The organism is Falsigemmobacter faecalis (assembly GCF_003863335.1).
In the GTDB taxonomy this organism is placed as follows: domain Bacteria; phylum Pseudomonadota; class Alphaproteobacteria; order Rhodobacterales; family Rhodobacteraceae; genus Wagnerdoeblera; species Wagnerdoeblera faecalis.
Map to the genome: position 1 here is coordinate 774 of NZ_RRAZ01000030.1, position 14277 is coordinate 15050.

19 protein-coding genes are annotated in these 14277 nt (G+C 64.1%); 15 read left to right on the forward strand and 4 right to left on the reverse strand.

Annotated elements, in window-relative coordinates; translation table 11 throughout:
* Window positions 1-52: 52 nt before the first annotated feature.
* Together EG244_RS16335 and EG244_RS16340 are read right to left on the reverse strand one after the other, a co-directional pair.
* Complete coding sequence (locus tag EG244_RS16335; protein WP_124966249.1) at window positions 53-496, reverse strand: hypothetical protein; 444 nt, start codon at window positions 494-496, stop codon at window positions 53-55.
* A gap of 7 nt (window positions 497-503) precedes the next feature.
* A complete protein-coding gene (locus tag EG244_RS16340) occupies window positions 504-1157 on the reverse strand; it encodes a S24 family peptidase (RefSeq protein ID WP_124966250.1) in 654 nt (217 codons plus the stop codon).
* A gap of 85 nt (window positions 1158-1242) precedes the next feature.
* On the opposite strand from EG244_RS16340, the gene EG244_RS16345 reads away from it, so the two are divergent.
* The 6 genes from EG244_RS16345 (at window position 1243) to EG244_RS16370 (ending at window position 4473) form a co-directional block, all read left to right on the forward strand.
* On the forward strand, window positions 1243-1464 hold the full coding sequence (locus EG244_RS16345) for a hypothetical protein (RefSeq protein ID WP_124966251.1): 222 nt from the start codon (window positions 1243-1245) through the stop codon (window positions 1462-1464).
* 63 nt (window positions 1465-1527) lie between these two features.
* On the forward strand, window positions 1528-1962 hold the full coding sequence (locus EG244_RS16350; protein WP_124966252.1) for a hypothetical protein: 435 nt from the start codon (window positions 1528-1530) through the stop codon (window positions 1960-1962).
* Window positions 1952-2236 (forward strand): hypothetical protein, encoded by a 285-nt coding sequence (locus EG244_RS16355; protein WP_199738009.1) that lies wholly within the window; start codon window positions 1952-1954, stop codon window positions 2234-2236. The genes EG244_RS16350 and EG244_RS16355 overlap by 11 nt, the downstream gene beginning before the upstream one ends.
* Window positions 2233-2850 (forward strand): hypothetical protein, encoded by a 618-nt coding sequence (locus tag EG244_RS16360; protein ID WP_124966254.1) that lies wholly within the window; start codon window positions 2233-2235, stop codon window positions 2848-2850. Before EG244_RS16355 ends, EG244_RS16360 begins: the two co-directional genes overlap by 4 nt.
* Before the next feature lie 217 nt (window positions 2851-3067).
* Complete coding sequence (locus EG244_RS16365; protein ID WP_124966255.1) at window positions 3068-3682, forward strand: hypothetical protein; 615 nt, start codon at window positions 3068-3070, stop codon at window positions 3680-3682.
* Window positions 3679-4473, forward strand: coding sequence for a hypothetical protein (locus tag EG244_RS16370; RefSeq protein ID WP_233589043.1), 795 nt, complete (start codon window positions 3679-3681; stop codon window positions 4471-4473). The genes EG244_RS16365 and EG244_RS16370 overlap by 4 nt, the downstream gene beginning before the upstream one ends.
* Before the next feature lie 86 nt (window positions 4474-4559).
* Here EG244_RS16370 and EG244_RS16375 read toward each other — a convergent pair whose 3' ends face one another.
* Window positions 4560-4955, reverse strand: a complete 396-nt coding sequence (locus tag EG244_RS16375; protein ID WP_124966256.1) for a type II toxin-antitoxin system HicB family antitoxin — start codon at window positions 4953-4955, stop codon at window positions 4560-4562.
* Between the two features lie 43 nt (window positions 4956-4998).
* Window positions 4999-5187 carry a type II toxin-antitoxin system HicA family toxin gene (locus EG244_RS16380; protein WP_124966257.1) on the reverse strand — a complete coding sequence of 63 codons (189 nt, stop codon included), beginning with the start codon at window positions 5185-5187 and terminating at the stop codon, window positions 4999-5001.
* Between the two features lie 91 nt (window positions 5188-5278).
* On the opposite strand from EG244_RS16380, the gene EG244_RS16385 reads away from it, so the two are divergent.
* The 9 genes from EG244_RS16385 to EG244_RS16425 all read left to right on the forward strand — a co-directional run bounded on the left by EG244_RS16385 (window position 5279) and on the right by EG244_RS16425 (window position 14091).
* Complete coding sequence (locus tag EG244_RS16385; protein WP_124966258.1) at window positions 5279-6001, forward strand: hypothetical protein; 723 nt, start codon at window positions 5279-5281, stop codon at window positions 5999-6001.
* A 112-nt stretch (window positions 6002-6113) separates the two neighbouring features.
* A complete protein-coding gene (locus EG244_RS16390) occupies window positions 6114-6791 on the forward strand; it encodes a DUF1441 family protein (RefSeq protein WP_124966259.1) in 678 nt (225 codons plus the stop codon).
* Window positions 6779-8956 (forward strand): terminase gpA endonuclease subunit, encoded by a 2178-nt coding sequence (locus EG244_RS16395; RefSeq protein ID WP_124966260.1) that lies wholly within the window; start codon window positions 6779-6781, stop codon window positions 8954-8956. Before EG244_RS16390 ends, EG244_RS16395 begins: the two co-directional genes overlap by 13 nt.
* Entirely contained in the window at window positions 8944-9150 is a 207-nt protein-coding gene (locus EG244_RS16400) for a phage head-tail joining protein (protein ID WP_148097638.1), read from the forward strand. The genes EG244_RS16395 and EG244_RS16400 overlap by 13 nt, the downstream gene beginning before the upstream one ends.
* A 4-nt stretch (window positions 9151-9154) precedes the next feature.
* The gene (locus EG244_RS16405) at window positions 9155-10738 is read left to right on the forward strand and encodes a phage portal protein (protein ID WP_124966262.1); all 1584 of its coding nucleotides are present in this window, start codon (window positions 9155-9157) and stop codon (window positions 10736-10738) included.
* Between the two features lie 26 nt (window positions 10739-10764).
* Complete coding sequence (locus EG244_RS16410) at window positions 10765-12900, forward strand: head maturation protease, ClpP-related (RefSeq protein WP_124966263.1); 2136 nt, start codon at window positions 10765-10767, stop codon at window positions 12898-12900.
* A 104-nt stretch (window positions 12901-13004) separates the two neighbouring features.
* Window positions 13005-13355 carry a DUF2190 family protein gene (locus tag EG244_RS16415; RefSeq protein ID WP_124966264.1) on the forward strand — a complete coding sequence of 117 codons (351 nt, stop codon included), beginning with the start codon at window positions 13005-13007 and terminating at the stop codon, window positions 13353-13355.
* Complete coding sequence (locus EG244_RS16420) at window positions 13355-13681, forward strand: head-tail joining protein (RefSeq protein WP_124966265.1); 327 nt, start codon at window positions 13355-13357, stop codon at window positions 13679-13681. The genes EG244_RS16415 and EG244_RS16420 overlap by 1 nt, the downstream gene beginning before the upstream one ends.
* On the forward strand, window positions 13678-14091 hold the full coding sequence (locus EG244_RS16425; protein ID WP_124966266.1) for a hypothetical protein: 414 nt from the start codon (window positions 13678-13680) through the stop codon (window positions 14089-14091). Before EG244_RS16420 ends, EG244_RS16425 begins: the two co-directional genes overlap by 4 nt.
* Window positions 14092-14277 lie beyond the last annotated feature (186 nt).

Consider the following 14277-nt stretch of genomic DNA (forward strand, 5'->3'; position numbering starts at 1 on the left):
CACGTCAAGTTGTGATGGTCATTTATTCCCATTTAGGGATTTGAAGGCAACTTCAGGATCGACGGGAGAGCTTCAGAGCTTGTTGGGCTTCTGCCAGATTTACGAAAGTCTGTTCGCCGACCACATAGTGCCCGGCACTATTTTTCGGTATCCGATTTGCTGGCGCCCTATATGTTGCAGGCCCCACCATGGGCCGGCTTCCCTCCGTGCCATGCTCCAGGGGTGACGCCGGCCTCTGAAGGGTGCTGTAGATGTTGCGCAGAAGATCGACGGCCAGTGCAGAGTTTTCGGCTGTCTCGACCTGCGCTCGTGCGATCTGAGTGAAGACCACCTGCACCAATCCCCCCAACAACAGGCAGACCGCAGCTACGAGGTATTGAGGGGAGGATTGAGCGAATGCCCACAGCAGCAGAAACGCCCCCACCGCGACCGCAATCCATCCGACAATCTCAAAGAAAACCAAAAAGACCCTTGCCGTGGAGAGTGATCGCGTCATGTCTGCCCTATGCTCTTTCTACAAATTCAGGGGGGAGACTGAAACGAACTGGAGCAGCCCATTTCAGCCTTACGCCATGCATGGTTTCCGAGGTGGGATTGACTGAAATCAGGCTGAAGGTTCCCTCTTCGGACCCCGTCTTAACCTGTTTGACCCAAGCGCGGCCGTCTTCATCTTCGCAGACACAGATCCGGCCAATTGCCTCCAACGGTACACAGATGCTGTCACGGGAATAGAACAGGATTGTTCCCGGCTGGTACACCGGAACCATGCTGTCGCCCTTTACCTCCACAGCGACTACGCCCCGCGGAGAGATTTGGGGAGGACAGACGACTTGGAAGATCCCCTCGCCCTTCGGGTAGGCATCGCAGAGATCCACGATGGCGCCGGCGCCCACCAGACCAGCGACAGCCACTGTCGGCTGCGATGACCCGCGGCGTTCAAAGTCCTGTGCGATAATCTGCTCGACCGTCAGGTTCAGAACCGCCGCGATGCGCTCGGCGGTGTCCTGCCTGGGAGAGGCTACATCGCCGGTCAGCATTTTTCGGATGGCCGACTTATTCAAGCCGGCCGCCGCACTGACTGTCGCGGGTCTAACATCGGAATGGGCGTCAAAGAACGCCCGTAAGCCGGTAATAAAGGAGTGAACATCGTTACGCATGGGCAAATAATCCCACGAATGCCTTGAGTAAGCGATGGGAATAAATGCTCTTTACAGGTGAGCTTTTATTCCCATAGATGAGGGCATGGAGAAACTCATCTGCGACATTGAAGCCTATGCTGCCGCCGTTGGACGGAAACCACAAACGGTCCTGAGGCTGGCCGTGGGGTCCGGATGGGGGATCTGGGCCCTGTGGCGAGAGGGAAGCTCCAGCCCCACAGTTGCCGTCGCCGACCGCATCTATCGGTATATGGCGGAAAATCCGCCCGAGCAGGGCGGCCGCACGGAGAAAGGTGAAGAGGAATGAGCTTTTCATCATGTTCCCTTTCTCAGATTTCCGGGCGTGCATTCCAAGGAAACGAGGTTACTCATGGCTGATCCGCGGCTTTCGATCTCAGCCTCGCTGTCTGCTTTGATTGAGGGGTTTTTCGGCTGCTATGACGCGGCGGCTGAGACCATCAACGCGCGTTGGGGCAGGGGAGCCAGCAAAGGCACCATCAGCAAGAAGGTCTCCGGGCAGCTCGATTGGACCGTGGCTGATGTCATTGCGCTGGAAGATGCCTCGGGGCGCTATCCGGTCACCCGCATGCTGGCCCGACGTCTCGACAGGACGGTCGGTCCCGAACGCTGCCTCATTCAACATGCCGGCAGTATCGCACGGGAAGCCGGTGAGGCCGTTGGCGCTCTGCTGGCAGCCTCGCAGTCGGCCGATGCCGGAGACAGGGCGCAGGCCATCAAAGAATTGCATGACGTTGAAACCGCAGTCCGGCTTGCCCGGGAAAGGTTGGAAGCAGATGCGCGCTGAAAGCTTTAAAGATATGGCAGTGATTGATTTCACCCGGGATATGGCCCCCTATCACGCAGCTGCGGGGGAGCTGATCCGCCTTGCCCGACAGCTGCCCGAAGGCCTCGGCCTGCTGAAATCCTTTCAGGCCAAACACCGGGACCAAGGCTTCATTGACTGGCAGGAAACGGTCACGGGCGGCGCTCTCGTTCTGGTGGCGCATCCGTCGATCGCCGTCACAGATCTGATCATTGATCTGCGCCGGCGGGCGCATGCCCAGGAGCGTGCAGAATGAATACCGCGGCACATCTTCGCCCCGTGACGGATGACCAGCTCGATCGCTATCCGATCCCGGTTGGCGTGCGCCTTGAGAGCCATGGCTGGTTTCAGTTTCATCATTCCTGGTGGCGCAGCAGCGACTTTCGCCGGGATGCAGATCGGGAAGTGCGGGCCGTCTGGCTCGATCTCATCTGCGGCTCACAGGATGAAGACCCGGTCGGCACCCTGCCGGTGGCGGATAAGGATCTGGCATGGATCGCCCGGATTTCGCTGGAAGACTGGCAAAGGCTTATGCAGCGGCCCGTGACGCCGCTTTATGGCTGGAAGCGCTGTGTCTGCTCGGATGGGCGCATTCGACTTTATCACCCGAAGCTCCTGACGGTGACGCAGGGCGCGGCGAAATCCGCCACCGATGCTGAGGACCGCCGCGCAGCGGATCGGGAGCGCAAGCGCCTGAAGGAACTGCCCGACCGGATCATCCGCGCGGGTGGCAGTCGACGCATGGCAGAGAATCCGGCCTATATCCTGCGGCTCGATCAATGGCTGATGGATAACATCGGCGAGGGCAAGAGCCGCACTGTGCGGGTGGTGCTTTCGGGCATGGAAGCACTCGAGATCGGCTCAAACTAAAGCTTCCAAAACATTCCCAAAATATTCCGCCGGAAGGTTTTGGGAAGGAATGCGGAAGGAAATCGGAAGGTTTTGGACGAAACGGGCACTTTTGCCCGTTTTTGCGCCCTCAAAACAGTCGGCACTGAGAGGAGATGAGAAGAAATGAAATCTTTCGCACAAATCGAGACCGCAGTGCTGGCTGATCGCGCAGCGGCTGAGAAGGAAGGGCAGGACCGTGCGCAGTGAGGAAAACACCACCCACGACACAACAGGCCGGGACGCCGTGCGGGAGCTGGTGCTGCAGCGGCTGACCGCCAGCGGGTTGCAGCGCGGCAAGGGGCTGAGCAGCCCGGAGCATGAGGCCATGCTGAAGCGGCTGGCGGAGTACCTGAGCTATCTCTCGCGCCCTTCGCTCGAGGCGCTGGCCGATCAGATCCTCGAAGCCGCGGCCGGGCCCAAGCGCAATCTCTGGCCTTCGGAGCTGATGATCCGGCAGATGGCCGAAGCGCTCGAGCGCCGGCCTTTTGAGGAAAAGCCGATCGTGCGCAGCTGGCTGGCCTCCATTGAGGGTCCGCGCGCGGAAGCGGCGGGGTATCTGGTGCAGCTCTATCGTCACCTGCGCCAGCACCAGCGCCCGGTGCTGCCCTATGACCTCCGGCAGGTCCAGGGACAGGCGGTGGATGATCGTCGTCGGCGTCAGTTGATTGAGGAGCGTATCCGCTATGAGCAGGCCAGCGATGAAGAGCGGCGCTGGCTGGTGGATTTTATCGGAGATGAGGCAGCCGCACGCGAGATCGTTGATCGCGGCCGTCTGACGCGGGAACGCAAAGCGGGAGAGGTCGCGGCATGAGCAATGCGGCAGAGTTTGATGAGATTGAGCACTGGTTTTATGAAACCGGGGAGACCGCCTCGCTCGCGCAGCTGGCGCGGGTCACGCTGCGCCGGATGCGCGAAGAGGCCACTGCCTTTCTCGATGCAGGCATTGCCTGGCTTGAGGGCGAGCAGGCGCGCGATCAAAAGTGCAGCGCTGAGGCCGCTCGGCTGCGCCAGATCCTCACTCAGGCCACGCCGCCTGAGGGGATGCAGGCCGCGCCCGTGGCTCCGGCGCGTGGGATCATGCAGCGCGTCAATGACGCGGCAGGCCCCTATTGGCGCGGCGCAGATCAGCTCTCGGTGATGTGCCGGCAGGCCCGGGCGCGTCACAAGGGCGATGCGCCCTTTGTGGCGCCCTTCACGCCGGGGCAGATCGCCATGGCGCGGCACTATCAGACGCTGGTCGAGCAACACGACAGCGCCGGTATGAAGTGCGCCTCCGTGGAAGCGCGCGGCGGTGGCGGTGGTGGCAGCGGGCAGGGCGGCTTTATCGAGGCACTGCTGCGAGACCGGGAAGAGATCCGCAGCCTGCACCAGCGCATCGGGGATGGCTTTGCGCTGCAGGTGCGCCGTGGGGCAGGCTCAGGGCGCAGGCCGATCACGCTGCGGCGGCTGGTCGATGCGGTCTGCCTGGAGGATCAGGACGTGACAGCCGTTCTGCGTGCCCATGGATGGGCGGCGAAGGGTGAAGCGCGAGAGGCGCTCCGAGCGGCTTTGAGTGAGGCGCTTGACCGTATGCAGGGATATCGGCTGAAGAAAGGGGATTGACGGCTTAGGTCCGTCGCGTCTACCCCTTTTGACATCATCCACAACTACGCCCGCAGGTCAGATCGACTGTGCGGGCGTTGTGCGTTTCAGGCCCCTACCAGTTCGCGGCGCGCAGCCGATGCCAGGAAGGCAGACCGGGTCATCTTGCGGGCTTTGGCGGTCTCGTCGATGGCACGTAAGAGCCCGCGCTCCATGGACACATTCACCCGCTCCAATGCCGTATCGGCCGGGATATAGGGCACCGTCATCAACACCGCGCCGGCGGCGACAGCGTCGCGCACATCGGCCCGCGCGCGGATCACGTTCAAAGAGGCCGGCTCAACGTCGGGCATATCCTCGAACCACAGATCCAGCGCCTCGGTGACCGCCGCAGAGATACCGTTCCAGTCCTCGGCCGCCGCAAAGCAGCCCGGAAGATCGGGAAAGCTCAGGCCGTAAGCACTGTCACCATCCTGGTGAACGAGGGCTGTAAAGTAACGCATGTCAGTCTCCCATCGAAAGAAAGGGCAGGGCGAAAGGAACGGGCTAGAGAAGCCCGGCCTGCTGGTAGATGCTTCTCACGGTCCCAAGGGGCAGATCTTTCTTCGGATGGGGCAGGATGATCGTCACCTCGCCCTTCCGAAGCTTCAGATGGGATCCCCGCTTGGAGATCTCTTCAAAGCCTGCGTCCTTCAGTACCTTCAGAAGCTTTCGGGAATTGGTCTCAAGTTCCATCGCCCCTCCTGATGGGCACTTATATACACACGATTCGCGCATATCGCAATGAATTGCGCAAATATATACACACTTCCTCGCGAGACCCGCCATGCTGCTGCGCTTCGATGTCGAGACCGCGCGCTTCCTCTCGCAGGTGCGCAAGCTGGCTGATCGCGATATCCGCACCGCTGCGTCCTGGGCGCTCAATGACACCGCGAAGGAAGTTCAGGAGCAGATCCGGCTCCGGGTCGATCAGGTCTTTGACCGCCCGGCGCCCTTCACCCGCAATGCCTTCGGAGTGAACCGGGGCGCACGGCCTTCGCATCTCGAAGTGGAGATCGGTGAGCGCCCTTCAGTCGGGCGGCGGCATTTCCTGAAGGTTCAGGAGCATGGCGGGTCTCGGCCGCAGACCGGGATTGAAGGGCGGCTCACGCTCGCGGCCCCCGGCACTGCGGTCGGCATCGTTCCAACGCCGCAGGCCCGGCTCGATCGTTATGGCAACTGGTCAACGGGTGAGCGCAATCAGGTGCTCAGCCAGCTGAAAGTGGGCCGCGATGTCGGCTACAGCTCCAATGAAACCGCCTCTTCCAAAACCCGGAAGCTGCGCAAAGCTTCGGCGCGCTACTTCGTGCCAAAGCATGGCCTCGCGCCGGGGGTCTATCGGCGCAACCGCACCGGTGACATCCCGATCCGCATCCTGACCTTCACCTCGACCGCGCCGGTCTATGACCAGACGCTCGGGTTCAACGAGACCGCCGCTGCAGAGTTCTGGGCAAGGCTGCCCGATCATCTGGCGCGAACCCTGCGCAGGATGGTCGAGCGGCGCGCCTAATTCGGGCGGGTCCTTCCCGGGCCTCAACCGCACGCGGGTAATTCGCGCCCCGGTTCGTGGGCGTTTTTTGATTTTATTTTGCTGCGACAATGGGTTGTTGTTGGGGTTCGCCATGACCGATGAGACCATGACACCGGAGCTGCTGCCGGTCGAGGTGAGCGCTGAGCTGCAGGCGATGCTCGATCGCTTTCCGCTGCCGCCGGGCGTGATGGATGCCGATTGCAATCAGGAAGAAATCGCTCAAGCCCTGAACACCACCGTCAACACGGTGGCGAAGTGGATCCGCCACGACCAGATGCCAGTGGCGCAGGCCGGTGGCAACGGGCGGGCTTATGTGCTGCGGCTTTCGCATTGCTGGGCCTGGCGCAAGGCGCGCGAGGCCGATGTTGATCTCCGCAACCGCCACAACCGCGATCAGGTGGCCGCGCTGCAGGCCTCTTTCCTCGGTCTGACCATCGACGATCCGCAGGCCAATATGACGCCCCAGCAGCGCCGCGATGCCGCCCAGGCCGATATCGCCTGGTCGAAGGCCTCGCATATGCGCCGCCAGCTGGTGCCGCTTGGCGATGTCGTCGATCTGCTGGAGTCGCTGTTTCGGATTGTGCGCGAGGGCGTGGAGGCGCTGCCCGACCGTCTGGAGCGCGAGCTGGGGCTGCGGCCCGAGCAGGTGGCGGCGGTGGTCCGCTTTGGCGATGACGTTTTGCAGTCCATGACCGCCCGCATCGAGGAGGCGGAGCTGAGTGAGCGGGACGTCCCCGATGTTGAGGTACAAAGGCAATGGGTGATCTGAGCCGCGCACCGCGCTCGTTTCTCGATCGGCAGGAACCGCTGCCGCCCTATACCGACCCGCGCTCTGCGCTGAAACAGGCGCTGCCCACCCTGCGGCCGGCAGAGCGGATCTCGGTCACCCGCTCGGCCGAGAAGTATATGCGCGTCAATGTCTCCGGCCAGTGGCAGCCGTTCCGCGCCGATGTCGCGCCCTATATGACCGAGCCCTCGGATATGTCCGCCTCGCGGCGCTTCCGGGCCATGGTCTTCGCGGGCCCCGCGCAGTCGGGCAAGACGCAGATGCTGCAGACCATCATGGCCCATGCCGTGATGTCGGACCCCGGCCGGGTGGCGCTCTTTCAGATGACGCGCGATGCCGCCGCCCTGATGGAGCGCGAGAAGATCGCGCCGATGATTTTAAACAGCCCCGCCATCCGCGCCCGTCAGGCCCAGGGGCGCGGCGCCGATACCATCTTTCAAAAGCTCTTCACCGGCGGCACGCATCTCACCCTCGACTGGCCGACGCCCGAGAAGCTCGCCTCGACCACCGTGCGCATGCTGATGGCCACGGATTTTGACCGCCCCGCCTGGGGCAATGGCTCGATCGGGGATGGCGATCCCTATACCCAGATGCGCGCGCGCACCCGGACCTTTCTGTCGCGCGGCATGGTGGTGATTGAGAGCAGCCCCGGTGCGCCGATCTCGGATGAGAACTGGCGCCCGAGCACGCCCAATGACTGCCCGCCGGTGCGCTACGGCGTGCTGTCGCTTTATCCGGGCGGCACCAAAGGGCGCTGGTATGTGCCCTGCCCGGAGTGCGGCAGCTTCTTTGATATGACCTTTTCAAAGCTGGTCTATCCGGCCTCGGCGGATCCCACCGAGGCGGGCGAGGCCGCGCGGATGCGCTGCCCGCATTGCCGCGAGACCTTCGGCCATGAGCTCAAGCGCGAGGTCAATGCCCTCGGCCGCTGGCTGCATGAAAGCGCCCCTGATGAGAACGGCAGGGTCGCGCTGGTCGGCATCGAGGACCCGCGCCTGCGCCGCACCGATCTGCTGAGCTACTGGCTCGATGGCACCAATGCCGCCTTCTCGACCTGGGCGGAACTGGTGGCGGCCTATCAGACCGGCCTCAACCACTTTGAGGCCACCGGCGATGAGGAGCAGCTGCGCGGCACGGTCACCACCGGGCAGGCGCAGCCCTACCGGATGCGCTCGGCCAGCACCGAGATGGAGATCACGCTCGACGGGCTCAGGGATAAGGCTGCAACCTGCCTCACCCCCAAAGGTGTTGTCCCGGCCTGGGGCCGTTACCTGACCGTCCAGGTCGACGTGCAGGGCACCTATTTCTCGGTGGGCGTCACCGCCTGGGGTCCGGGCGGCCGGCATCAGCCGGTGGATCGGTTTGACCTGATCACGCCGCCTGAGAGCGCCCCGGCCGCGGAGGGGCGCACGCTGCGGCCCGGCGAGATCCCGGAAGACTGGGCGGTGCTTGAGGAACTCAGCAGCCGGGTCTGGCCGGTGGAGGACAGCGACTGGGGATTGAAAGCCGTCTCTGTCGCCATCGACATGCACGGCCCCGGCTCGACCACGGATAACGCCTATCGGTTTTACCGTGGCCGGCGCAAAGCCGGAGAGGGCCACCGCTGGTATCTCACGCGCGGCGACGGCCGGCTCGATCTGCCCGATCGGGTCTGGCTCAAAGCCCCGGAACGGGCCTCGGGCAAGCGCAAGGTCGCGGCGGATATCAAGATCCTCAATATGGCAACCAACCGGCTGAAAGATGCCGTGGCCGTGTCCCTGCGGCTGACGGAGGACGGCGAGAACATCTGCCAGATCCCGCGCTGGATGGAAGAGAAGCATCTGATCGAGTTCACCGCGGAACGGCGCGGGCCGCGCGGCTGGGACAAGCGCCCCGGCATGGTCCGCAACGAAAGCTTCGACCACCTCGTGCAGGCCCGCGCCCAGCACATCATCCTTGGTGCGGAGAAGATCAACTGGGCGGCACCTGCGCGGCCCTGGGCGATGCTCTCAGAGGCCAATGATTATGCGGTTCTCAGGGCAGAGGAGGCCTCGCCCCCGGCGGGCGCCTCTGCCGCAGCGCCGCTTCTGGCGGAAGCGCCTCAGGCGCTTCGCGCCGCTCCGGCCGGACATGGCTTCATTCAACGAAGGGGGAAATGGCGGCGATGAGCGCCTTTACGCAAAACCAATATGAGACCCTCTGCGCGATGATCGCCAAGGGGGTCACCTCGATCGAGCAGAACGGCGAAAAGATCACCTTCCGCAGCCTCGCAGAGATGCGCCAGATCAAGGCCGAGATGGAGCAATCGCTCGGGCGCACCGCGCGCCCGCGCATTCACTCACCCGCCTTCCGCAAAGGATGACCTGATGAACCTGCTGGAACGCGCCATCCTGAATGTCGCGCCCCGCTGGGCGGCGCAGCGGGCCCGCTCGCGGGCAGTGGTGGCGCATTATGATGCCGCCTCCGTGGGGCGGCGCTCTTCGTCGCTCAAAGCCGCGCGCTCGGACGCGGACAGCGCGGCCGCGCAGCGCCAGCGGATGGCGTTTTATGCCCGCGATATTGTCCGCAACACGCCCTTCGCGGCCCGCGCGCAGGCCGTGATCACCGGCAATGTGGTGGGCGACGGGATTATCCCCAAAATCACGGTCGACTACCCAAAAATGAGCAAGCCCCGGCTGCGCAAAATCCGCGAGCGCGGCATCCGCCAGATTGAAGCGCACCTCGACAGTACCCGGATTGACCGCGAAGGCCGGCTGAACCTCTACGGGCTGCAGGGGCTGGTGATGAAAACCGTGGTCGATGCCGGCGAAGCGCTGGTCCGGATCCACAAAGACAGCCTGATCGCCGATGCGCTGCCGCTGCAGCTCGAAGTGCTGGAGCCGGACTATCTCGACCAGTCCCGCTATGGGCGGTTTGAGGCAGGCGGCGAGATCCGCAATGGCATTGAATATGATGCCGCGGGGCGCCGGGTGGCTTACTGGCTTTACCCCGAGCATCCCGGGGCCGAGGGCGTGCTGCAGGTCGGGCGCGGCACGTCGCTGCGGGTGCCCGCCGATCAGATCCTGCACATCTACCGGGTGGATCGCCCCGGCCAGCAGCGCGGGGTGACGTGGTTTGCCCCGGTGATGATGCGGCTGCAGGATCTGGCCAACCATGAAGATGCGCAGCTCCTGCGTCAGGAGATCGCCGCCTGCTTTGCGGTCTTCCGGGTGCCGGGCGAGACCCAGGGCGGGCAATCGCGGGACGGCGATTTCAAAGAGCTGTCTCCGGGCTCGATCTATGATCTGGCCGACGGCGAGGATGTGAAGTTCGCCGTGCCCCCCGGCGTCGAGGGCTATGATGAGTTCACCCGATCGGTCCTGCGCTCGATCGCGGCCGGCCTCGGGATCACCTATGAATCGCTCACCGGCGATCTCAGTCAGGTGAATTTCTCCTCGGCCCGCATGGGGCGGCTCGATATGGATCAAAACGTCAGCAGTTGGCAGTGGGTGATGATGATCCCGCAGATGATGCAGCCCCTAAGCCGCCTCTTTGTGGAAGCCTGGGCCGCGGTCGATGCCGACGCGCTGATCGAGGCGGGTCTGCCGGGCGATATCTGGCAGCACATCACCCTCGCCTGGGTGCCCCCGCGCAAATTCCTGGTCGATCCGGCGCGGGAGTTCGCGGCGCTGCGCGAAGCGGTCCGCTCGGGCTTTGCCTCGCGCCAGCAGGTGGTGCGCATGCTCGGGATCGATCCCGAGCGGCTCATGGAAGAGCAGGGGCAGGACAAAGAAGAAGCCGACCGCCTCGGGCTGCCCTTTGACAGTGATCCGCGCGCCGATGTCTCGCGCCAGAACAAGGGCGAGGCTGAAGGCGAAACCATCGAGGCGAAGGTGGTCAGCCTGCTGGCCATGTTCCGCCAGTCCGACCCGGCGGCCTTTTACGCGGCCATGGACCGGATCGCCGCCTGACCCAAACCCCTATCGGGAGACCCTGAATGAATGAGCTGTTGCTCTACGGAACGGTCGGCGGATCGTTCTGGGATGAGGAATTTTTTACCGCCAAACAGGTCCGCGAGGAACTCTCCGGGCGCACCGGGCCGCTGACCGTGCGGATCAATTCCGGCGGCGGCGTGGCCACGGAAGGCCAGGCCATCTACAGCGCTTTGCGCGGCTATGACGGCCCGGTGACCGTGGTGGTCGAAGGCATTGCCGCCTCGGCCGCTTCCCTGATCGCCATGGCCGGCGATGACATCGTGATGTCGCTCGGCTCCATCCTGATGATCCATGACCCCGCGACCTGGTATGTCGACGGGCGCGGGACTGAAAAGGATCACCTCGAGGCCGCCAAAGGGCTCGGCGTGATCGCCACCGCCTATGCCGGGATCTACGCAAAGCGGGCAGGCCTCACGATTGAGGAGGCCCGCGAGATCATGCGGGCTGAGACCTATTTCGACGGCGCGGCGGCGGTCGAGGCGGGCTTTGCCACCGCCGTCGATGACGACACCGATGAGGCCGAAATTGCGGCCTTTGATTACGGCCTTTACACCAAAGCCCCTGCCAACCTGCAGGCAGCGGCACGCGCAGTTCCGCGCCGCCGCTCCCGCGCCTCGGCTCTTGCCATGATGGCAGGGGCCTCCCTTTCCAAACCGAAAGCAAAGACCATGCCCCAGAACAAACTGAAGCCGAGCCGGATCACTGCAACCGTGGCTGCAGAGGAGGAAGACGACATCAACCTGTCGGAAAACGACGAACCGGAAGCGGAAGACGATGAGCCCGATGCGAAAGTGAAATCGCAGGCGAAGGCGAAGTCCAAAGCGAAAGCTGAGGGCGAGGACGGCGAGGACGATCCGGAGGCGGAGGAGGACGATGATGCGCCGAAGGCTTCCGCCGTGGCGATCATCAATATGTGCGCCCGTCATGGCGCGTCCTCGGGTCAGGCCGCTGACTTTATCGCGCGCGGCATGAGCACCCGTCAGGTTTACGCCGAGCTGAACGGCAGCGGAGAGCAGAAAGTGAAGATCAACGGCAAGGGTCCGAGCACCCGCATCCTGCGCGATGAGACCGAAACCCGCCGCACCGGCATGGAAGGCGCGCTGATCGCGCGGATGTCGCGCGCCCGCGAGGTTCAGGGCCCGGCGCGCGACTTCATGGCGCTGAGCGTCGCAGAGATGGCCGCGATGAGCATGGGCAACCGCCAGCGCCTCGGCCGCGGGGCCGGTGAGCTGCGCGCGATCGAAATGGCCTTTGGCTCGCATTCGATCTCGGACTTCCCGGCGATCTTCGAGAACGCGATGAACAAGCGGCTGGCCGCGGCCTATGCCGCCGCCCAGCCGGTCTATCAGGCGCTGGCCGAGCGGATCGATTTTGTCGACTTCCGCCCGCATCCCATCGCGCAGATCGGCGACTGGCCGAGCCTTCTGGAAGTGCCGGAAAGCGGCGAGATCAAATACGGCAGCGTGTCGGACAAAAAGGAAAGCGTGCTGCTGATCCCCTATGCCCGCGCCTTCCGGATCTCGCGCCAGATGATGGTGAACGATGATCTGCAGGCCATCGACCGGCTGCTCTCGACGCGTGGGCGCGCGGTGGCCGCCTTTGAGGATGCGACCTTCTTTAAAATGATGCTCTCGGGCGCCAATGCCGACGGCCCGACCCTGCTGGAAACCACCCGGCAGCTCTTCAACACCACCGATGGCACCAAAGCGGCCACGGCCGCCGGCATCACGCCCACCAGCATCGCCAAAGGCTATGAGGCGATGCGCAACCGCAAAGGCCTCGATGGCGAGACCTATCTTGCCATCGAGCCGCGCATCCTGCTGACCGGCCCGGCGAAGGAGTTTGAAGCGCTGCAGCTGCTGGCCCCGATCCAGGCGGCGCAGGCCAGCAACGTGAACCCCTATGTCGGCAAGCTGCAAAACATCACCTCGCCCTATCTGACCGGCAACAGCTGGCATATGTTCGCAAGCCCCCAGGACGCCCCGGTCTTTATGTATGGCTATCTGCAGGGCGAAGAGGGGCCGCGCATGCGGATGGATGAACCCTTCGGGCAGCAGGGCATGGCCTTCTCGGTCGAGCTCGACTTCGGCGTCGGGGCCACCGATTTCCGCGGCGGCTATAAAAACGCCGGCGCCTGAGACCGGCCACCCGCATTGATCTGACGAAAGGGCGCCCTCAGTGGCGCCCTTCGTCGTTTGACCCGCCGCCTCCCTGATGGGGGCGGCCCTGATGAGGATCTCTCATGAAAACCTATCTTCAGCCCGGCAATACGCTGGCCGTCCCCGCCCCGCGGGCCACTCTCTCCGGCGATGTCGTCGTGGTGGGTGTGCTGGCCGGGGTTGCCGCCCATGACGCCGCTCAGGGCGCGCGCGTGATGATCGAAACCGAAGGGGTCTTCGCGCTCAAAAAGACCTCCGCGCAGGCCTGGACCGTCGGGGCGCCGATCTATGTCACCCCCGGGACAGGGATCTGCACCAGCGCGGCCACCGCTGGCAACCTTCTGCTCGGCGTGGCCACGGAAGCCGCCGCAAACCCCTCAGCCACCGGGACGGTGCGCCTGAACGGCGCCGCGCCGGCCGCTCTGACCGCCTGATGAGCAGCCTCTTTGACGGGGTCTCGGGGCTCATCAATGACGTCTTCGGAGCCCCGTTAACCTATGTCCCGAAGTTTGGGCTTCCGCGCGAGATCCGGGCGATCTTTCGCGGGTCCCCGGTCGATCTGGTCGATGCCGATGGAGTGCGGGTGCGCGATCTCGGGCCCACGCTGCGCCTGCGGCGCGGGGATGCTCCGGATATCGGGCGGGGGGACCAGATCACCCTGTCCGATGGTCGCCGCTTTGAGGTGGATGCTGTCTGGCCCTACCGCGCGCCTGCCTCCGATGGGTTTCTGGTCTGCGATCTGACGGAGGTCAGCGCGTGAGTTACCGATCCGCTTACCGCAGGGCCGCCAAAGCCGCCCTGCAGGCACTTCCGGCCCTCTCGGATATGACCTTCCTCGATATCTGGGCAGGCTCGATCGACACAAAGACCCTGCCGGTCATCGGGATCCTGACCCCGGGAGAGCGCATCCGGCCTGCCTCCTCCGGGCAGTTTGAGTGCGTCACCACCTTGCAGATTGTTCTCAAGCGGAGCGGTGCTGCGGCGGCGCTTGAGGACCAGCTCGACGCGGATGCGGCCCTGATTGAGCCGGCCGTCAGGGCCGCGATCTGGTCCGCCGGCGTCCAGATCTTCCCGACCGGCCTGAGTGTCACGTCCGAGGGCGATGGCAGCAGGCCGCTCGGCACTCTCGTTCTTGATTTTGAAATCACGTCATGGCGCGCGGCGCAGTGACCCTATGCCTTGGAGTAAACGGCAATGAGCACAACCGGAGTAAATATCGGCTGGGGGGCAAAGATCCGCATCGGTCGCGGCAGTACCCCCACGTTTACCGCCCTGGTGGGTAGCGGGGATTTTGACTTCCCCCAGGCGCAGGCCGAAGACATTGATGTCACCTCGCACAGCTCGCCCAACCGGACC